Below are 18781 nucleotides of genomic sequence, written 5' to 3' on the forward strand. Positions count from 1 at the left end.
GAGTGGGGCTTATGGAGCAGGGTGGCGCGAATTTTCCGTGTTGATCTTGTGCCCGGCACTGAGCAGGCGTTTGCGGGAAGTGTGGATGAGACCCATCAGGAGCGTCAGCTCCCGCTCGCTCCAGTCGCGCTTACGGATCATGATCGCCAGTTCCTGCCACAGGTGGTCGGGGTTCTGGGGATCGAGGTAGTCGATAAGCTCCAGATACTGGCGCAGCTTCTCCAGGAACTGCTCGCGCATGGAAGCCGGGGCAGCGGCCGGCATGGACGGGTCAATGCCGACGCCAGAAGCGCCGTGGCGGTGCAGCTCCCACAGCACAATCAGCACGGCCTGGGCCAGATTCATGCTGGTGTAGCCGGAGTCGGTGGGCAGGGCCAGACGGTAGCGGCAGTGGCTCAGGGCAGCGTTATCAAGGCCATGGGCTTCATTGCCGAAAAGCAGCCCTACACGTTTGTGGGCAGCAGTGTGCTGCCCAACCAGAGCGGGCAGCTGGTCAAGGGTGATGTCGCATCCGTCAGACCAGGGCTGACGGGGACTCATGCCGATAACCACATCCATGGCGCGGCACAGCCCGCCGATATCCTCTACTCTGGTAAAATTCTCCCGCAGGTGTCCCGAGTGAACGGCATAACGCAGTACATCGGGGTCATCGGCACTGACTGGCCCGCAGAAGCGAAGCTGCGCGAAGCCGGTGTTGGCCATGGCGCGGCTGATAAAACCAAGATTGACCGGTCCCTCTATATTGTTGAGGAGCACCCAGACACCATTCTTCCAGCCAGTGGACTCCTCAGCTGCGGGGGCTGGTCCGGACAAAGCTGCCCCCCTCATCCAGGTGGCCAAAGCCCTGGGCGACGGCAAATTCATCCCACCACTTTTCTCCCTGACAGTAGACAAAACGCGGGTCGCCCGTCACCTCGACGGCCTTTTCCCAGACATCGCGGCCGTAAAACTCAAGGACGGCACAGCGCGGCTTGTTGAAATCTTCCATGTATCAGTACTCCGTACGAATTTTTCTCAGGGTCTCCTCCATGGAGGCTCCATCCTTGAGCATGCCGAAGGCGATGACCAGCTGGCGGTTGGAGTAGTCCCTGATGGCGAGGCCATAATTATGCTCTTTTTCCAGGATGGTTTCCAGGAAGATCCCACCATCATAGCGAGCCAGCATCAGATGGTCGCGATCCTCGTCGGGCAGCTTGCGCAGCTCGTCAAACAATTCTCCCTGTGTGTGAATGCGCTTTTGCATCGGGTGCTCCTTCCGGGGAAAGGTTGGTGCTGTTGTCGGGTATGCCGCTGAAAACTGTGGGCATCTTAATGGGAAATGGCGACGGGGGCAAGGCAGGGTTTTTGACCTGAAACTCCAGCATCCCGGGAAAGTGGCAAGGATCATGCAGGGTATACTGGCAAACACCAACATCAGGAGGTTCCCATGAACATCACCTCGTCCCTGGCATCCATACTCAACAGCAGTCCGCGAGCCCACGATGCTCTTGTGCGTAAGGGTCAGGGCCCCACGAAGAGTAACGAAGTCGACCTCCAGAAGATTGCAGAAAAGACTGCCAAGGCAGCAGAAAATATTTCTGTATCAAGTCTTGCCGATAAACTCCACACACTCACCCACGAAAAAGTCATGGCGCTGCTGGATCCCGATGCCAAGCAGGCCCTGAACAGCGAGAGCGATGCCTTCACTTCCCTGCTGAACTTTCCTCCGGCCAGCGCCTCTGACGAACTCCTGCAGGCGTGGGGAGCGGCGACGGAAGGCTTTGAGGACAGCATCATCTCTTCCCTGCAGATTGACTTTTCCATTGAGCAGGTTCTGGCCAACGTCAAACGTCAGGTGGGCATGATCATCGGTGAGCATAATCCCGGTGAAAAAGAGTTCCGCGACATCTTCAGCGAAGAGAACTTCTCCTATCAGCAGGTTACAGAGCGAGTGATGATTCGCCTGGAAATTGCCAGTGAGTTCGGCAGCATCCGCATGGAAGAATTCTCCGAGAAAAAGGTCATGATCCAGAATTTTCAGCAGCAGCTTGATTCCATGGGAATTGAATAAGCGAAGATGAGAGAAGTTCTGAAAGCGCAGCGTCCTGTTGGCCTGCGCTTTTTTTCGTGAAAGAAACTCCCCTTGGGTGCCGGGGTGAAGTCACGCAAACCAGGGGTGTTGCAGGAAAACCTGCTGTTCAAGCCCCTTCTTGACTTGGTTCAGGGTGCGCAGTAAGATACGTCAAAATCAGACTCAGGAGACGTACATGGGTAAAACCGTAGCGCAAAAAATCTTTGACGCACATCTGCGCGATGAACCGTTCCCCGGCACCAAGGTGCTCAGCCTTGATATGGTATTCTGCCATGAAATCACTACTCCCATCGCCATAGACGACCTGGTACGCCTTGGCAAGGATCGTGTCTTCGACCCCAACAAGATCAAAGCGGTCATCGATCACGTCACCCCCGCCAAAGACTCCAAAACCGCCCAGCAGGGCAAGGTTCTGCGCGACTGGGCCCGCCGCCACAGTATCAAGGACTTCTTCGACATCGGGCGCAACGGCGTCTGCCATGCCATCTTCCCCGAGAAGGGCTTTGTGCGCCCCGGCTATACCATCATCATGGGCGACTCCCACACCTGCACCCACGGAGCCTTCGGCGCCTTTGCCGCCGGTGTCGGCACCACCGACCTGGAAGTGGGCATCCTCAAGGGCGTGTGCGCCTTCCGTCAGCCCAAAACCCTGCGCATTAACGTCAACGGTACGCTGCCCAAGGGCGTCTACGCCAAAGACGTGATTCTGCATATCATCGGCACCATCAGCGTCAACGGCGCCACCGACATGGTCATTGAATTCGGTGGCAACGTGGTGGAAAACCTCTCCATGGAATCGCGCATGACCCTGTGCAACATGGCCATCGAAGCCGGTGGCACCAGTGGCATCTGCGCCCCCGACATGACCACCGTGGAATACCTGTGGCCCTTCATCAAGGACGACTACCCCTCCAAAGAAGCGGCCCTGGAAGATTACAAGCAGTGGCAGCCCGACGCCGATGCCGAGTATGAGCGGGTACTGGAAATTGACGCCAGCAGCCTGGAACCCATGTGCACCTACGGCTACAAACCCGACTGCGTCAAGCCCGTCAGCCAGATGACCGACAGTAAAATAGATCAGGTGTACATCGGCTCCTGCACCAACGGACGCATTGAAGACCTGCGCGAAGCCGCAGCCGTCCTCAAGGGCAAAACCATCGCCGACAGCGTGCGCGGCATCCTCTCCCCCGCCACCCCCGACATCTTCAAGCAGGCCAACCATGAGGGTCTTATCGACATCTTCCTGGAAGCCGGATTCTGCGTCACCAACCCCACCTGCGGCGCCTGCCTGGGTATGAGTAACGGTGTCCTGGCCGAAGGTGAAGCCTGCGCTTCCACCACCAACCGCAACTTCAACGGACGCATGGGCAAAGGCGGCATGGTCCACCTGATGAGCCCCGCAGCCGCAGCCGCTGCCGCCATTACCGGACATATCACCGACCCCCGCAAATACCTGTAAGGAGCGCATACATGAAGACATTCGGCGGCCCCGCCCTCTTCCTCGACCGCAATGACATCAATACCGACGAAATCATTCCCGCCAAATACCTGACCGAACTGACCAAGGAAGCGCTCAAGCCCTACCTGCTGGAAGACCTGAAACTGGAAGGCTTTGACCCCAAAGGCTCCACCCTGGCCAATGCCCGCGTTGTCGTCAGCCGGGAAAACTTCGGCTGTGGCTCCAGCCGCGAACACGCCCCCTGGGCCTTTGAAGTCAACGACATCACCATGGTCATCGCCCAGAGCTACGCCCGCATCTTCCGCCAGAATATGTTCAACGGCGGCATGATGGCCATTGAACTCTCCGCTGGCGATATAGACACCCTCTTCAAGGAGTTTGCCGGTGCCGGGGACGTGGAAATCACCACCGACCTGGACAAGAAGGAGCTGTACGTCAAAGGCGGCGGCAAGAGCAAAACCTTCAGCTACACCATCAACGAATTTGACGAAGCCCTGGTGCGCGCCGGTGGCTGGGTTGCCTTCGCCGATCAGAAATACTGACAGGCTGCTGAAAAAAACCCATCTGCGGCGTTGCCCGCTGTCGTAAGTCGCTGCAACGTACAGGGAGTACGTTTCACTCCCTGCTTTGCGGGCGCCTTGTACCTGTGGGTTCCTCAATTGCCTGCGTGTTTTTGGGGTACTTCAGCAAACTGCTAACGGTTTTTCGTATTTGCACAAAGCCCCGCTGCCATCATGGCAGCGGGGCTTTGTACGTCTGTTCGCTTTGCTCACTCGGGACGCGGGGAGCGCAGAGAAATACAATGGGAATTGATATGGCAGCCCATCTTCTCCGCGAGAGGAAATTGTCTTTCTTGTATTCGAAAACCCTGAATGATTCCCACAAATCAACAGCGGTAGGCCGTAACGTCTTGCTGGTAAAGCTTGTTGCCCGTCAAGTGCATGCGACACGCCTTGTCGCTATTCCCTGGTAAGCTCTCCACATGCCTTGAGAAACATCAAAGGAGAGCAGTATGAGAGGGAAATTTCAAGCAACCATCATTGTCGTATTTGTGGGGATTCTGGCGCTCTTGATGAGTGGCTGTGGGCAGGATGACGTGGAAACAACCGTCCGCAAGGGCACCCTGCAGCTTGACCCGTCAGTCACCGTGGAAGATGCCCTGCAGGGCTACCAGTATTTCCGGCGGAGCTCATGGAAAACATTCACCGACCCCCAGGGACGGCAGATTGTGGAGTTTAGTGGCCCAATACACTACGACGCATTCCAGGGAACGCGGTGGATGGGAATGGAAATCACGGCTGAACAGCTGGCTGTAGCCAAAAAGTACTTCCAGGATACCCACATGGACTATGTGGCGCAATTCGCCGTGTCCAAGGACGGCAAAACCTTCAACCTGCATTTCAGCGGCCTGCAGCTCAGTGGACCCCATCGTGAAACCGGCCAGCCCATTCAGCAACACCTGCCTGATGACGACTACAGTATGATCAGAAGTGTGTACAGCAACCAGCCCCTGGAAACCGTCTGGGCCTTTCTGTATTCGGCTGCGACGGAGTAAGAAGGTATGGCCTACCCTCGCAAGTATGAGGGTAGGCCCGCAGGCATTATTATGTGCCAAGTACCCTGTTAATGGCATCGCACACATGTCCACGAAGAAAGTCCAAATCTACTTCCTGTAAAGGGAGTTTGATCGCAGCATACTTGATATTTTCATTATACACCCACGGATCGAAATCAGGCTTCGCATACATGCCAACCTCAAAATTACCATCGTGATACACTCCGACGAAAACAGTTACTACCTGGTTATTATTGTGTTGCATGCAAGCATATAGTCCGTCACGCCAGTCGCTAAGGAGAAAAACAATGGGGAAACCTACATCTTCATGCCATGGATTGTCATTTTCGCGTAATGCTTACTGTGTTACCATGCAAGCTGAACCTGGCATAAGGCTTGGAATGGTACGGTTTTGCAGAGTGCATATTTGTCGGATAAACTTGGACAAATGCACGTCTATGTAAAAAATTATCGTTTCTACAAGGGTTGCAGCCAGAGTTTCATGATGGGAGATAAAAATCATGAAGACGAGCGATAAAATACTACTTGGCATTTATCAGCACTCTCCTCGACTGAACGAAGACATTACGTTTAATTCGGGGGAGCTTGCCTGGGTGATCCACCACGGAATTGATGGGTGGCGAATCGAAAATGGGTGGAAAAAGATTGACTATCCAGTCACGAAGACACAAGGAGAGAATTCGTATTTAAATCAACAGCTTCACGATAGAGCATTGGTAGATAAAGAATTAACAATATTACAGGCATGTGGTTGCCTTGAATTTAGCCGCCCTTCTGGGTTTAGCATGCATTTTAAGGTTCAGCTTCAACCTGTCGGTCTTTTACGGGCGGAGCGTTTATCCTCCATGCGGGGCAGAATTGAGCTGTGGTACAGCGAGCACAAAGACGGGATATTTGGTTTAGTTGTAACAATCGCTGTGGCCGCGTTAACTGCTTGGCTTACTGCCAAGTTCACAGGTAGCAATGGCTAACGGATAAGGTTAAATTGTGCTCGCGAAGCGAACCACGATCTGAACCGTTTGTTGGACGGGCCCGGTTATAGAAAATAGCTTTTTGATCCCAGGGTTGCCCCATTGGGTATTCGAACCATCAAAATGAGGTGTGCCTTTGACGCGCCAGCTTCGTGATGGCAAAGGCAAGTCTGCCTCCCCCATTCGCGTTTATTCCCGTTCATTTACAGGCTGCTGAAAAACCCTCATCTGCGGCGTTGCTCGCCTTCGCGCGTCACTGCAACGTACGGGGAGTACGCTTCATTCCGCGCTCCGCGAGCGCCTTGCACCTGAGCATTTTTCAATTGCCTGTTTATTTTGAAGTGTTTTTGCAAGCTCTTAACTGCCTTTCTTTGCGCCTTTGTGGGCTTTGTGTGAAAATCTCTTCGTTAGTGACAAGTTGGGTTACGATGAACCGGTCATTTGTGATTCCTATAAAGCGCATTGGCGTTGGATAGCAGCCTCTATCGAGGCTGCTGAGTGCTCACTCACACCAGCCTGTTCGGCAAACTCGCTGAAGCGCAGAACAGTTGAGCGCACCCGCTCAAGTATTGCTGTTGCCGATTTGATTCCATGGGCTTTGCCAAGCTCCTGCAGGTGCTTTCTGCCAGGATTGCGTCCTTCGCCCATCACCATGGTGCTGTGTTCACCACCTGGCCCATAGGAGAAAGTCAGGTCGTATGCGGGAGCAAACTTCCACTGGCGGGTATCGTCAAGCAGGCAGGAAAAATTCTTGCTGTGATCATCCCGGTTGTGGCAGAGCACGTTGAAGCAGGCCAGGGCAAAGGCTTTTTGCGTCTCCTGAAAGCTACGGGTGACAAGTGTGGTGGCCTTGAGGACATCATCATAGTCCAGGCAGGGAGTGCGGTGGTCGGCATGCAGCAATCCGGCAAAGCTGTGAACATGGATGCGCCTGCCATCAGCGCGGTCAAATCGCCTTATACCGAAGTACATGCCACGCTCCGTCCTGAAAAGCCTTGTGGCTGGGATCTCAATGCCCGCATCCTGGGCCATAAGGCTATAGGCATACTCTATTGGCCCAATATCAGCTGGATCTGATGTGGCCCGAAATTTCACTATCCAGCTCTCTGCATCTGCAGTACCTGAGCCTGCCCTTACGATATCTCCGTTTACCACGTCTACCATTACCTTTGGCCTGTCCCCTGCCGAGGAGCCGCTGAGCAAGAGCAGGTCTTCGAGACAAGTGCTGTCATTGCCTTGCAGGAGTTCCCAGGATTCACGACAGAGCGTATCGAGTGAAATCTCCCCAGGTGCCGTGCTGCTCACAACATGTTGCTGAGGCTGGTAACTCAGCGCGCCCATGCCATTGACCCCAATAAGTGTCAAAAGGTCCAGGGGCGTGAGGCGGCGAACGTCAATAGCATGCCTGCGCAGCTGACGATCGAGCAGGAATCGCCCCCACCCGTCAGGCAGGCTGTCATTGAAGAGCCCGAAAAGCCCGTCAAATACCTTGGGGTCGCCAAAGCGACCCCCGCTTGCAGTGGGAGTTTGAAAGGGGAGAGCTCAAGAGAGTGGCCGATAAACTCAGGGTCGTACTCAAAGGCGATGCGGCGCTGGGACAAAGCCAGTCGCCCCATACGCACCGGCGGAGAAAAGCCGTGGTGAAAAAAGACGTTGAGCAGTGTAACGGGCAAGACCTTCATGTGCGGGAGCCCCGCTTGGGTGTTTTGCTGGCAGCCAGCAGTTCATCAAGGGATTGGGGTGACCGATTTTGCGAATCGCAAACAGCAGAAAAATCGTCAAGACACCCAAGCACCAGGGCCAGCTTGAGGAGGGATTCCAGGGAAATCTGCCCCGTGTGCTCAAAGCGCTTCAGGGAGCCAAGGCTCACCCCCGAGCGCTGGGCAAGCCCCTCCTGGGTCAACTTCATCTGCAGACGACGCTCCCGGAAGCGCTGCTGCAAGTCTCTTTGTATTTCCCGTGGAGTTGCTGAATATATAGCCAATATAATAGCCCCTGAGTGGTATTTTCGCTATCTACGGATAATATATTATCCACAAAATGCAGTCAATGCAATGCAACGATTTCCCTGAGGGAGTCAGGTGGAAAGCCTGCTGTCATCAGCTCCAGATTCATCAGCAAACGTGAAGTCCGACCGTTGCCATGGCAAAGGGGTGAATCATGACGAATTCGCCGTGTATCTCCTGGAATTTCATGCTTTCCGGTTTACGCGACGCAGGTTGTCGCCTGGCTGTTGTAGCATCAATCCAGAGTTAGAAAAACATCAAAGGAGAGCAGTATGAGAGGGAAATTTCAGGCAACCATCATTGTCGTATTTGTGGGGATTCTGGCGCTCTTGATGAGTGGCTGTGGGCAGGATGACGTGGAAACAACCGTCCGCAAGGGCACCCTGCAGCTTGACCCGTCAGTCACCGTGGAAGATGCCCTGCAGGGCTACCAGTATTTCCGGCGGAGCTCATGGAAAACATTCACCGACCCCCAGGGACGGCAGATTGTGGAGTTTAGTGGCCCAATACACTACGACGCATTCCAGGGAACGCGGTGGATGGGAATGGAAATCACGGCTGAACAGCTGGCGGTGGCCAAAAAGTACTTCCAGGATACCCGCATGGAGTATGTGGCGCAATTCGCCGTATCCAAGGACGGCAAAACCTTCAACCTGCACTTCAGCGGCCTGCAGCTCAGTGGACCCCACCGGGAAACCGGCCAGCCCATTCAGCAACACCTGCCTGATGACGACTACAGTATGATCAGAAGTGTGTACAGCAACCAGCCCCTGGAAACCGTCTGGGCCTTTCTGTATTCGGCTGCGTCGGAGTGACTTACTGAGTTATGCATGGTACTATGCTGCACATAGACTGTCCGTTGTATGTTTTGCAAGGGAAGGAGATATGAATGCTGCATGCGATTACGCAGAAAAAGGGTACTCTCTACAAGCGCTACCTTGGCCATCGTGAAGATGGCCAAGGAAAAGTACACGAGGAAGATGAGTTGACGGCAATTTTACTTGGCCCTTTGGCGCTGCTGCCGCCAGCAGTTTCCGCCCGGTTCTGGTGCGAATTATTGCGTGCACGCAGCGCACCAGGTTTACCTGAGGGCTATCCTGAAAAAGCAGAAATGGTTTTTTGGCCCTCAAGATGGCGCGACGGTAAAAGAATTGAGCCAGACCTGCATGTCAAGCTGACATGGCCAGGTAATAGACAATACTCATTGCTTGTGGAGCTCAAGTGGAGATCACCACTCAGTGGAGAGTGGCAATTACACGATCAATGGGAGAGGTACCTTTTCGGAAATGAGCGAAATTATGGCTGGCACATGTTTATTGGTATTGAGACAAGTGGGGCTCAGACTGCCCTTGCAAAAAGAGATAACTGGGCGGGGAAATTGCTTCCCATCAGCTGGTATCAGATATTAGGTATTATTGAGCAAATTCAGCGTGATCACAATCTACATGAATTACACCCTTGGGCACTTCAGGTTCAGAGAGCGCTGGACAGACTGAATATTCGCCGATTCCTTGGCTTCAGACACATGAGCTCTATTCATCATACCTTTAGCCAGGGCAATGTATTCTGGAAAGGAGAATCCCATGAGTGAAATAAGTATTGGCACTAGTATCAAAAAGAGCGTAGAGCTGATCGAGAATGTTGGGAGGGAAGTTGAAAGCCTTTTCCAGATGATTCAGCATGAAATCAACAATGCCATTGAAGAACATGCAGTTGTGAAAAGCATCGACGACTGGGAATACGATTGGCGATCAGACGACAATGACTGGGTAGTCAAGGATTACGCATGTTACCTTGGGATAGGGGGGAGAAAGGACAAGACAGTCCCCAAACGATATATTTGCCTGCAGGTGAGTTTAGCTGGCGATGGTATGTCGACAAAAGAAGATAATAACCAGGAGCCACTTTTGCACGTTATGTTCTGGGATGGCTATGTTGTTTTTACTGATGAGTATTACATGGTCCCATCGTGGGATGATGAAGGACTTAAACTTCAAGACGAAGTACTGTTCAACTGGAATCCTGAGGCTGAGCCTTGGGTCGATCAAGAGTGGGGTTATAGTTTGTTATTGACCTCAATCAACGACCTTGATGATATAAGAAAGAAAATCGTCAACCCGATATTTGCTCTCATCCAAGGTCAAGGGGTAGAAGGTGCTAAACTGGTTGATATTGAGGGTATTGTCCGCTATGAGCCTTCGCAAGATTATGGCTTCCGCGTAAAGATGCGCCAGTGTGAGCCTGAGAGCTGATCCTGGATTCTCCCCACTCTGAAAGCAGAGCGGGGGGGATTAATGCCCTTCAAAATACTCCACCAGCTTCACTAATGCTTCCGTATCCAGTTTGCAGTAGGCCAGCATGGCCTGCTGCAATTCTGTTTTGCGCTCGCCAGTTGTCTGGCGATGTATGGTTTCCAGGTAAGCCTGCTGGGCTTCTCCTCCATCCTGCACGCCTTCCAGGGCGCTATAATCAAGCTCCGGGGCGATGGTGGGCAGTACGGCCTTGATTGACCAGCTGCCATGCATGGCGGGATGGTAGTAGTGCGCCCTGGAAAGAGGCAGCAGGTCAACCATACGCTCCAGAATGGCTTCAATGTCGGTGGCATATTTTGGAAAGCGGATGGCAAGCGCTTTCAGCCTATCTCTTTCAAAGTGACTGTACACGAAAATTGGCCCGCGTTTGCCAAGGGCGGGAGTTAACGTCTCCAGAAATGGTTTGCTGGGGTCTTTGCCGCTGATGTCCAGGAATTCGGTGTGGCTGACGGTGCCGTTCTTGCCTGCTTTGTGGCATGACCACTGGAAGGGTATCTGCTGGTAAGGGCGGGTGCCTTTCCAGGTGGGAACGATAAACTGGATGGTTTCGAAGTCGAGGAAGTAGCGGGGATATGCAAGCGAACGGAGGTGTTCCCCGGCTGCGGGGTCGAGTTCTGCTTTGCCACTGCGGCAGGCACGCCAGATGCGCAGGTGCTTCTTGTTGTTTCCAAGCAAGGCCTTGGGCACTTTGCGCAGATCGGTGTAACCCTGTTCCCGCAGCCTGTTTATTGTGTTCCCCTGATTCCCGAGGTCTTCCGGGGGATACTTTGCGGCTTTGTATTCATGGGCGCAGTGCTCCACGTATGGGCACTCAAAGGGCTCTTTGCAGTGTTTGCCGGGCTCGATTATGGGCTCACTCTTTTCGTTCAGGGTGGCAAATGCTGCTTTGGTCCAGTGGGGAACCTGCTTGAGCAGGGCATCTGTGTCTTTGGTTATATCGGCAAAGGTGAAGAGGCCATCGTATTGTTGTTTGCCGGGGTACACGAAGGTTTTGTTGATATGGGCAAGCTGGGTCCTTTTTACGGGAAGGCCTGCCTGCTGGCATACCCAGGCCTGGATGGCGGCATCTTCCAAATGGTAGCCCTGGATTTCAGTTGACGACTTTACTTCCACAATGTCGTATCCGCCACGAACCGGTTGCAGAATATCTACCCGCACCAGAACCCTGCTATGGCTGAAGGTGGCTTCGAAAAGTGTTGGTTTCGGCTTTCTGTTCAAAAGGTCTGTGGTGAGGGCAATGGCATCGCTCAGCTTTTCCGCCTCGATCATTCTTCCACCAGGAAAGAGGCTGCAGGCAACTTCCCCGGCGTGGGTTCCTGCCTGCATGCGGCTCTGTGCAGATGTGGATGCCTGGGTGTCGAGGTCGGGGCGATGTACACGCAGCCAGAGTCGCCTGGCACACTGGCGGTGTTCAATGATACGGGATTTGGAAAGGTGCTGCATTGGCCCTCCTGGATATGGTTTTCTCTCTTAACAGCCTTTCTTGGTAGGGCTTTGCGGGCTTTGTGTGAGACCCTCTTATTTAGTTGCCGTATCCCGTGAATAGTTACGTATGCACCAGGTAAAATAAAGATAAAACCGCTCTTTGTCAGTAAAACAATTGCCCCATGTGTCCTGCTTCATGGGAAGGATACACGGGGCAATGGAGTAACCGCAGTCTCAATCCACTTCAATAACTGCTCGCGGGTGGGAGCCATACTGGCGCAAATACGCCATGAACTCCTCAACCGCAAGTGGAAAGAAACCCAATGCCTTTGGCATTCGCCACTCCCTCTTTGGCCGCCATTTCCTCGCGCAGCATATTCAGCAGGTACTGCTGGTCGCGCAGCTTGCCAAGGATTTCCGCCTTGCGTTTCACGACGGCAAAGTCTCCCGGTGTCAGGCTCGTAAGTCCGCCCAGCGTTTCCATGGGAACCCGAATGCCCAGGAAGTGCCTGCAGGCCTGGGCAACCTGTGCAGCGCTGAGGTAGGTGAACTGGCACTTGATGGTGAAGCGGCGCAGTGATGCCTGGTCGAGGCGATCCATCAGGTTTGTGGTGCAGGCAAATGGCAGGGGGTGGCACTCCATCCAGGTCAGCATTTCGTTGACCTGGGAGACTTCCCAACTGCGCACAGCGTTCCGGCGATCGGAAAGCAGGGAGTCGGCCTCGTCAAAGACCAGAAAGCTTTCCGTGTCCCGTGCTTCCGCAAAAGCGGCTGCGATATTGCGTTCATTCTGGCCCACATACATATCCAGCAGGTCGGAGGCGCGCTTGACGAGAACGGGCATGTCCAGTTTATTGGCCAGGTGGCGCACGTAGGCGGTTTTCCCGGTACCTGGCGGGCCACTGAGACACAGGGAGAAGCTTCTGGAGGGGCTTTTGATCAGAGCGCTGGTCAGCTCTTCAAGGTTTGTACTGCAGTTGGTAAGGCTCTCCATATACGGCTGGTTTGCCCCGCCTGACCCCACTTCTGCTTTCTCCTTACCGCCGTTAATGGCCTTAATCAGGCCGAAAGCGGCAAAGCGAAAGTCGTCCAGCGTGTTGTCCATGGCGCTGGCGTAAATGGTGGCGCTCTTGGCTATGGCCGGGGAGACATCCACCTGGCATAGCTGCTCCATATCCCTGTTGCCGAGGTTGATGTTCTGGCTGCGTATAATGCGCCGCCAGAGCTTCTTGCGCATATTTGCCGGGGGATTTGGCATTTCGATAGCCAGGGACATGCGCCGCACAATGCTCTCGTCAAGAAGCTGGACGTTGTTGATGATCCAGAAAGTGGGGACCGGGTTCTCCTCCAGCATGCGGTTCATGTAAACCTTCGAAGACGAGCGGCCTTTAGGGGAAATACCAAAGAGTCCAGCAAACGGAGACATGTCAAACAGGTCGTCAATTTCGTCAAAGAGCAGAAGCTTGCCGCCGTTGTTGGCAAAGAGCCGCTGGCAGAGGTTATAGGAGCTGATGCGCTCGCGGCGGGTAGGCTCTTCTCCGCCACTATCGCTTTCTGCAACCGCATAGAGCTCCATCTTCAGGCGCTGGGCCAGGGTTTTGCAAAACTCGGTCTTGCCCGTTCCCGGTGGCCCGTAGATGAGAATGTTGACGCCCTTGAGGCGCTTTCCCGCTGCCTGGGTCAGAAACCTCTCCAGCTTCTCGCGCGTGAAAGCCATGTGTTCGAAGTCACTCCAGCGCAGGTTTGCCTGGAGGGGATTGCCGGTGATGGAGTGGCAGATATCCTCTGCATCGCCCTCAGATGCATAAATGGCATCGGTGAAGGCGCTCCCCACTTCGTATGAATGTACAAAGTGGCGGGACCGCTGATCCAGCTTTTCAACGATGCCAAGACTCATCAATGGTGCGCCTGCTTTGAGTCTGCTGTTGATGAAGTCGCGTTTGACGCCGAGCAAGACGGCAAGCGTGCTGGAAACACTGTCGAATTTTCGGTAGCAGGAGTTGAGTATTTCTTCAAGTGGCTCATAGCAGTCACAGCGCAACATAATGCCCAGAATTTGCTGGTCAACCTCCTCCAGCCCAAGGGCCTTGCAGAGCTGACGAATGTTGCGCTCCAGCATGCCCGGAAGGGTTTTTGGCAGCTCTGCTACCGCAGCCTCCAGAAGCTTTACAAGCGCTCCATGGACTTTCTTTCGGCTGCTCCTGTCGGCCTTGGGGCGATCATCATAGCCGCTGTTGGCCAATTCGGAAAGGGACGGCGGCAAACGCAAGCCGATATCCTCACTGCGGGCATCAAGAAAATCTACAACCTCTGTGAGCTGGCGCACACTCTGCAAAGCCCTGGCCTGAAGCATGTTGAGGATATACTGGCAGATGGTGAGTTGTTCGAACCGATCCATGTCGCCCTCCTGAAGTGTTTGTGGGGGCATAATGGCATAGGGCGGCGACAGGATGTGTCGCTTAGCAGGCTGCTGAAAAACCCCCATCTGCGGTGTTGCCCGCTGTCGCGCGTCATTGCAACGTACGGGGAGTATGCTTCATTCCACGCTCCGCGAGCACCTTGCACCTGAGCATTTTTCAATTGCCTGCATGATTTGAGGTATTTCAGTAAGCTGTAAGGAGATACCGTCCAGTTGAAAAGTGCTTCAGGAGCATGTTGCTAGCAAGGTGGGTGTCTTAAGCGTATTTGTTAGGCGCCGTTCTTGAAGAGCTTTGCAAGGATGGCCGATTGTACATCTGGGTGAAACTCCTCGTACATTGTGTTCCGTCTCACGTTATTTTTTTCCGTTGGCTTTGGGACTCGGAAGTGCTCAGTGACCAGCCACTTAATGTCTCTGCCAGCTGAAACCACCTGGCTGTTCAAAACGACCTGATCGGTGGTGATGATCCCGATTCCTTTTATGACAATATCTTTGCTCGACGGAGGGGCTGATTTGATGTAAACAATGTCGCCCACCTTCAGGGACCGGATGAACTGATGAAGCTCAGGGGCCTTCGAGGCATCCCACCCAGGGCCGGCAATGTTGCACTTAATGAATTCTTCGCTTACATCTTCGTTGTAGTGCGCGCCAATGGCAAAAATTCCCATATCTTTCTCCTGTTTCGTGCCTAATCTGTGTAGTCCTTGCGTGGAGCGAAGAAAGTGGCAAGATCCGTGAAAAGGGTAAGTCAGGTTGGGGTGATAGTTCTACGCCTTATCCGCTTCAGTAGATAAGTCTTTTTGAGTGAAGTACTTGATCCATAATGCAAATGCAATCCATTGTAGCCGGTAATACCCTTTTACCCCCTCCTTGACTAAAATTATGTTTCTTGTTTTTAATGCTGATATAGCGTTATTTAATGTTTTTTCTGAGCCCCTGAACTTTTTCTTTATTTCTTCTTTTGTTATCCAGTCGCTGCCCTTCTCTGACATTATAACCAAAACATCACGATATGATTCACTGAGTATTTTATTAAAAAACATATCTTTATAGTACCTATCTCCAATTAGGCGCAATGAATTTGATATTGATTCATTCACATCATGCCCATCAATTATATGATCACTGTTTTGTTCAAATGCGCAATATGCTAACTGTTGAATGAAGTGAGGATAACCTTCAGAAATTAGGTATATTGTGTCTACGGCAGCATCGGCTATTTCGATTAATACTTTTTGTTCATTTTTTACTTCAGTTAGACCTGATTCTATCACTGCACGTGTGTCTTGTTTTGATAGTGTGGCTAATTCTAATTCTTCAAATATCCTTAAAGAAGACTGGTGGCTTTCACGTAATTTGTTCCTAACTTCTGGTAAGCCAGCCATTACGAATAGTACATTTTCGCAATTTTCTGATATTAGTTTTTCATTTAATATTTTGAGGAAAGAGCCAATTTGTAGTTCTTCTGGTGAATTATCAGCCTCATCAATAAAGATAACAATTCCATCTTTTTTTGTCTTATCGTCACAGATAATTTTAATTGTATCTACCAGTGAGTAAATTGCATTGTCAACTATGTCCTGAATCTCAGCTGGATTTAATTTAACGCCACCAACTTCAAGGCGTTTCACAAAACTCCAAACATCCTTTACCTTTTGAAGAACATCATTTTCATTGCGTAACTGTCTTTCGATTTCAATATTAAGCTTTTGAATGAAACGAGTTGTGTTCATGCGATTGTCAATGGTAATGAAGACGTTTAGAAAGTTGAATTTCTCTTGATCCATTGAAAGTATATCGCCATTAGCAATAAATTTTGCATATAGCAATAAAGAAGTTTTTCCTATACCCCTTTCGCCAACAAACAAAAGATTAGTTGGGTTCCCTGCTTTAGTCTCTCTTAGAGATTTGTCAATTTTGTATAATTCATTATAACGACCTGAAAAAACACCGCTATATACAGGCTTGGTTGGTTTAAATGGGTTCGTAAATTTACTCATATATCTGCCCTTTCGCGCTCGCAACGTCCGTAGAACTACGAATTGGTGTCACATGCGACTCTAAGTGTTTCTTAATAATAGAATAAAGTGTCGTGTAAGATGCTGCCTTCAAATAGCATGCCATATAACTTTCTTATTCGCAATGGTTATGGGGGCAAAGGGAAAGGAAAGTAGAGTCTATTGCTTATAAAGTTTCGCTATTACCATTACAGTTTCCATGCCTTTCTTTGTGTCTTTGAGTGAGGCCTGGTATTTCTGCACTCAAGTGCCGCAGTGCCGCAGTGCCGCAGTGCCGTGGTGGCGCAGGCGATTAATCCATATCTGCCAATATGCGGTAGAGTTGTGAATTGACGTAGTAACTGGAACGGCCAACCTTGTGTTTTTGCAATATTCCATCATTTGCCAGGGTGTCCAGGTATTTTGTGGCTGTCAGGCGGGATACATTCAGTTCCTGTTCGATAAACTGGATTTTGGTGTAGGGATGGGCGAAAAGGTTGTTCAGAAGATCCTGGCTGTAAAAGCGATATGTGCTGCGCAGGTGGCGCTTCATGTCTGTAAAGAGGTTATGAATTGCCCTGATCGTGGCGATGGTTTCCCGTGAGGTGTGTTCGACTGACTGCAGCATATACAGCACCCACTCTTCCCAGTGCCCATTTTCATGGACTGCTTGCAACAAGCGGTAGTAGTCGAGCTTGTGGCGGGAGATATAGCGACTGAGGTACAGCACTGGAATGTCAAGTAGGCCTTCCTTGACCAGGTAGAGTACATTGATGAGTCGTCCGGTGCGGCCGTTGCCGTCATAAAAGGGATGGATGCTTTCAAATTGATGGTGTATGAGCGCCATTTTTATGAGTGGGTCTGCATCGAAGAGTTCCGGTTCATTGATAAATGCTTCCAGGTCGCGCATCAGTTTGATCACTTCCTGAGCGTTCTGGGGTGGAGAGTAGACTACCTGGCCGGAGCTGTTTTTCAAAACGGTACCTGGCAGTTTGCGAAACCCCGCTGCATTGAGCTCCAGTTCAGACTGCATTGCCAGTATATGCTGGTTAAGGAGCAATCCGGTCTGTTGCACGGATTTAAAGCCTATCCAGAGAGCCTGGCGATAACGCATGACTTCTTTGGCTGCGGCATTTCCTGCGTTCCTCAAAGCAATGTCATCTTTGTACAGCTCATCGTGGGTGGTAATGATGTTTTCAATTTCTGAGCTGTCTTTTGCTTCTTGAATGCCAAGAGTGTTGATAAGTATCTCTTGATGGGGGATAGACGCAGCCACACCCTTCAACTCCGCCAGCTGCCGAGTGGACGCGGCCAGTTGCCTCAAGATTGACCGACTGAAAAACCGGCTAGGGTCAAGCTCGGTAAGTGATGGTAAAGATGTCATTTGAGAGCTCCGCTGGCTTGTTTTGTATAGTTTTGGCAGATTATTTATACATAGTAACACGATATGTATAGGAAAGTAGTATCTTCTATGCATATCAAGTTACCCTGATACCGATTCCCTCCAATTCATCTTTACTCGTACCGCTCTGCCATCCTCGCTGACTTTTCTGCAAACTCCTGCCGCAGTGACTTGGGTGCGAGCACTTCCACTTGATCAGCAAAACCCAGCAACCACCAGCGCAGTTGCCGTGTATCCAGCACGCGTGCTTTGAGCAGGAATTGGTCATCGGCATCGGCCTGGCCTGACAAGGTCTGATTTGTGCTGAGGGGGCACTCCTGCAGGTGTTCCGCCAGTTCCCTTGATATGCGCAGTTGCAGGGAAATGGTTTTTGATGGGGTATTGGCGAAGCCCAGGGCACCGCTGGCCAGGTATTCGTCAAGGTCAAATCCTGCTGGCTTGCGGGAGGGCGTGTCAACCATCTGTGCGCTTTCAAAGCGGTGAAGGGCCAGCAGCACCACATGGTCGTATTCGCGCAGGGTGCACACCAGGTAGAATATCTGATCGTTTACCACCAGCCCCAGGGGGTTCACCAGGTACTCACTGGCCTGCTCTTCGCCACGCCTGCGATAGCGTGCTTTGCAGCGTCGGCTGGCAAGCAGGGCGTCGTAGAGTGTTTCCAGAACTTCCGGTTCAACCTGTGGCGCAATCAGGGGCATGGAGCGGGGAATGACACGGATTTTCTCTGGCCAGTGGCCAAGGGTGTTGCTGGCTTGCTCACTCAGAATGGCTTTGGCGCGTAGCATGTGGGGGGAGAGGGAGGCCATGCAGGATTTTGGCAGCAGCTTGCCCAGGTATTCATCCACCATGCGCAGGGTCAGGGCCGTGGTGGTATCCATACCGGGAATGCTAAATGATTCACCACCCTTTGCCCACTTCCAGCCAATGGGTTTTTTCTCATCACAGGCAATGGGGAAGACGGCGGAGAGCTTCTGCAGGTCGCGCTGGATGGTGCGGAGGGTTACCTCGAAGCCATCATCGCGAAGCTTCTGCTGAATTTCACGAGTGCTGAGAACGGGTCTTCGCCGCAGCATCTGCAGCATTTTCCACTGACGCAGGAGGGTGTCGAATTTCTTGTCCATGGCTGCTCCTCCACAAAAGACT

General features: G+C 52.2%; 19 protein-coding genes and 1 pseudogene. 8 read left to right on the forward strand and 12 right to left on the reverse strand.

The window, feature by feature from the left end; translation table 11 throughout:
• Positions 1-9: 9 nt before the first annotated feature.
• Genes SELIN_RS01955 through SELIN_RS01965 form a run of 3 tightly spaced genes read right to left on the reverse strand, consistent with a single transcriptional unit; the run spans position 10 to position 1243 of the window.
• The gene (locus tag SELIN_RS01955; RefSeq protein ID WP_013505032.1) at positions 10-813 is read right to left on the reverse strand and encodes an RNA methyltransferase; all 804 of its coding nucleotides are present in this window, start codon (positions 811-813) and stop codon (positions 10-12) included.
• Positions 788-988: a hypothetical protein gene (locus tag SELIN_RS15190; RefSeq protein WP_013505033.1), complete on the reverse strand. Its 201-nt coding sequence runs from the start codon at positions 986-988 to the stop codon at positions 788-790. The genes SELIN_RS01955 and SELIN_RS15190 overlap by 26 nt, the downstream gene beginning before the upstream one ends.
• A 3-nt stretch (positions 989-991) precedes the next feature.
• Positions 992-1243, reverse strand: coding sequence for a hypothetical protein (locus SELIN_RS01965; protein WP_013505034.1), 252 nt, complete (start codon positions 1241-1243; stop codon positions 992-994).
• Positions 1244-1426: 183 nt separating this feature from the next.
• Here SELIN_RS01965 and SELIN_RS01970 point away from each other — a divergent pair, with 183 nt between their 5' ends.
• The 5 genes from SELIN_RS01970 to SELIN_RS01995 all read left to right on the forward strand — a co-directional run bounded on the left by SELIN_RS01970 (position 1427) and on the right by SELIN_RS01995 (position 6077).
• A complete protein-coding gene (locus SELIN_RS01970) occupies positions 1427-2050 on the forward strand; it encodes a hypothetical protein (protein ID WP_013505035.1) in 624 nt (207 codons plus the stop codon).
• Positions 2051-2246: 196 nt separating this feature from the next.
• Positions 2247-3530, forward strand: coding sequence for a 3-isopropylmalate dehydratase large subunit (locus tag SELIN_RS01975; RefSeq protein ID WP_013505036.1), 1284 nt, complete (start codon positions 2247-2249; stop codon positions 3528-3530).
• A gap of 11 nt (positions 3531-3541) precedes the next feature.
• The gene (locus SELIN_RS01980) at positions 3542-4072 is read left to right on the forward strand and encodes a 3-isopropylmalate dehydratase small subunit (RefSeq protein WP_013505037.1); all 531 of its coding nucleotides are present in this window, start codon (positions 3542-3544) and stop codon (positions 4070-4072) included.
• A 470-nt stretch (positions 4073-4542) separates the two neighbouring features.
• Positions 4543-5085: a hypothetical protein gene (locus SELIN_RS01985; protein ID WP_013505038.1), complete on the forward strand. Its 543-nt coding sequence runs from the start codon at positions 4543-4545 to the stop codon at positions 5083-5085.
• Positions 5086-5606: 521 nt separating this feature from the next.
• A complete protein-coding gene (locus SELIN_RS01995) occupies positions 5607-6077 on the forward strand; it encodes a hypothetical protein (protein WP_041725871.1) in 471 nt (156 codons plus the stop codon).
• Between the two features lie 450 nt (positions 6078-6527).
• Here the strand turns inward: SELIN_RS01995 and SELIN_RS15195 are convergent, their stop codons facing one another.
• The 3 genes and pseudogenes from SELIN_RS15195 to SELIN_RS15490 form a co-directional block, all read right to left on the reverse strand.
• Positions 6528-7529 carry a type II toxin-antitoxin system HipA family toxin gene (locus SELIN_RS15195; RefSeq protein WP_343122651.1) on the reverse strand — a complete coding sequence of 334 codons (1002 nt, stop codon included), beginning with the start codon at positions 7527-7529 and terminating at the stop codon, positions 6528-6530.
• A 226-nt stretch (positions 7530-7755) separates the two neighbouring features.
• A complete protein-coding gene (locus SELIN_RS02005; protein ID WP_013505039.1) occupies positions 7756-8061 on the reverse strand; it encodes a helix-turn-helix domain-containing protein in 306 nt (101 codons plus the stop codon).
• Positions 8062-8156: 95 nt separating this feature from the next.
• A pseudogene (locus tag SELIN_RS15490) lies at positions 8157-8257 on the reverse strand (Fic family protein); the annotation flags it as partial.
• 98 nt (positions 8258-8355) lie between these two features.
• Between SELIN_RS15490 and SELIN_RS02010 the strand changes: the two are divergent.
• From SELIN_RS02010 to SELIN_RS02020, 3 genes are all read left to right on the forward strand, one after another.
• A complete protein-coding gene (locus tag SELIN_RS02010; RefSeq protein ID WP_013505040.1) occupies positions 8356-8898 on the forward strand; it encodes a hypothetical protein in 543 nt (180 codons plus the stop codon).
• A gap of 74 nt (positions 8899-8972) precedes the next feature.
• A complete protein-coding gene (locus SELIN_RS02015) occupies positions 8973-9674 on the forward strand; it encodes a hypothetical protein (RefSeq protein WP_013505041.1) in 702 nt (233 codons plus the stop codon).
• Positions 9667-10335, forward strand: coding sequence for a hypothetical protein (locus SELIN_RS02020; protein ID WP_013505042.1), 669 nt, complete (start codon positions 9667-9669; stop codon positions 10333-10335). The genes SELIN_RS02015 and SELIN_RS02020 overlap by 8 nt, the downstream gene beginning before the upstream one ends.
• A gap of 39 nt (positions 10336-10374) precedes the next feature.
• Here SELIN_RS02020 and SELIN_RS02025 read toward each other — a convergent pair whose 3' ends face one another.
• From SELIN_RS02025 to SELIN_RS02050, 6 genes are all read right to left on the reverse strand, one after another.
• Entirely contained in the window at positions 10375-11838 is a 1464-nt protein-coding gene (locus SELIN_RS02025) for a DUF2779 domain-containing protein (RefSeq protein ID WP_013505043.1), read from the reverse strand.
• A gap of 280 nt (positions 11839-12118) precedes the next feature.
• Entirely contained in the window at positions 12119-14218 is a 2100-nt protein-coding gene (locus tag SELIN_RS13685) for an AAA family ATPase (RefSeq protein ID WP_013505044.1), read from the reverse strand.
• 290 nt (positions 14219-14508) lie between these two features.
• A complete protein-coding gene (locus SELIN_RS02035; protein ID WP_013505045.1) occupies positions 14509-14907 on the reverse strand; it encodes a hypothetical protein in 399 nt (132 codons plus the stop codon).
• Between the two features lie 99 nt (positions 14908-15006).
• Complete coding sequence (locus tag SELIN_RS02040) at positions 15007-16239, reverse strand: ATP-binding protein (RefSeq protein ID WP_013505046.1); 1233 nt, start codon at positions 16237-16239, stop codon at positions 15007-15009.
• 310 nt (positions 16240-16549) lie between these two features.
• A complete protein-coding gene (locus SELIN_RS02045) occupies positions 16550-17620 on the reverse strand; it encodes a Fic family protein (protein ID WP_013505047.1) in 1071 nt (356 codons plus the stop codon).
• Between the two features lie 131 nt (positions 17621-17751).
• Positions 17752-18759 (reverse strand): helix-turn-helix transcriptional regulator, encoded by a 1008-nt coding sequence (locus SELIN_RS02050; protein ID WP_013505048.1) that lies wholly within the window; start codon positions 18757-18759, stop codon positions 17752-17754.
• Positions 18760-18781: the final 22 nt, after the last annotated feature.

The organism is Desulfurispirillum indicum S5 (assembly GCF_000177635.2).
Classification (GTDB): domain Bacteria; phylum Chrysiogenota; class Chrysiogenetes; order Chrysiogenales; family Chrysiogenaceae; genus Desulfurispirillum; species Desulfurispirillum indicum.

Bases quoted from the DNA above. Each gene is read 5' to 3' on its own strand.
- SELIN_RS15190 (WP_013505033.1), bottom strand. From the start codon at position 988: ATGGAAGATTTCAACAAGCCGCGCTGTGCCGTCCTTGAGTTTTACGGC.
- SELIN_RS01965 (WP_013505034.1), bottom strand. From the start codon at position 1,243: ATGCAAAAGCGCATTCACACACAGGGAGAATTGTTTGACGAGCTGCGC.
- SELIN_RS01970 (WP_013505035.1), top strand. From the start codon at position 1,427: ATGAACATCACCTCGTCCCTGGCATCCATACTCAACAGCAGTCCGCGA.
- SELIN_RS01975 (WP_013505036.1), top strand. From the start codon at position 2,247: ATGGGTAAAACCGTAGCGCAAAAAATCTTTGACGCACATCTGCGCGAT.
- SELIN_RS01980 (WP_013505037.1), top strand. From the start codon at position 3,542: ATGAAGACATTCGGCGGCCCCGCCCTCTTCCTCGACCGCAATGACATC.
- SELIN_RS01985 (WP_013505038.1), top strand. From the start codon at position 4,543: ATGAGAGGGAAATTTCAAGCAACCATCATTGTCGTATTTGTGGGGATT.
- SELIN_RS01995 (WP_041725871.1), top strand. From the start codon at position 5,607: ATGAAGACGAGCGATAAAATACTACTTGGCATTTATCAGCACTCTCCT.
- SELIN_RS02010 (WP_013505040.1), top strand. From the start codon at position 8,356: ATGAGAGGGAAATTTCAGGCAACCATCATTGTCGTATTTGTGGGGATT.
- SELIN_RS02015 (WP_013505041.1), top strand. From the start codon at position 8,973: ATGCTGCATGCGATTACGCAGAAAAAGGGTACTCTCTACAAGCGCTAC.
- SELIN_RS02020 (WP_013505042.1), top strand. From the start codon at position 9,667: ATGAGTGAAATAAGTATTGGCACTAGTATCAAAAAGAGCGTAGAGCTG.
- SELIN_RS02025 (WP_013505043.1), bottom strand. From the start codon at position 11,838: ATGCAGCACCTTTCCAAATCCCGTATCATTGAACACCGCCAGTGTGCC.
- SELIN_RS13685 (WP_013505044.1), bottom strand. From the start codon at position 14,218: ATGGATCGGTTCGAACAACTCACCATCTGCCAGTATATCCTCAACATG.
- SELIN_RS02035 (WP_013505045.1), bottom strand. From the start codon at position 14,907: ATGGGAATTTTTGCCATTGGCGCGCACTACAACGAAGATGTAAGCGAA.
- SELIN_RS02040 (WP_013505046.1), bottom strand. From the start codon at position 16,239: ATGAGTAAATTTACGAACCCATTTAAACCAACCAAGCCTGTATATAGC.
- SELIN_RS02045 (WP_013505047.1), bottom strand. From the start codon at position 17,620: ATGACATCTTTACCATCACTTACCGAGCTTGACCCTAGCCGGTTTTTC.
- SELIN_RS02050 (WP_013505048.1), bottom strand. From the start codon at position 18,759: ATGGACAAGAAATTCGACACCCTCCTGCGTCAGTGGAAAATGCTGCAG.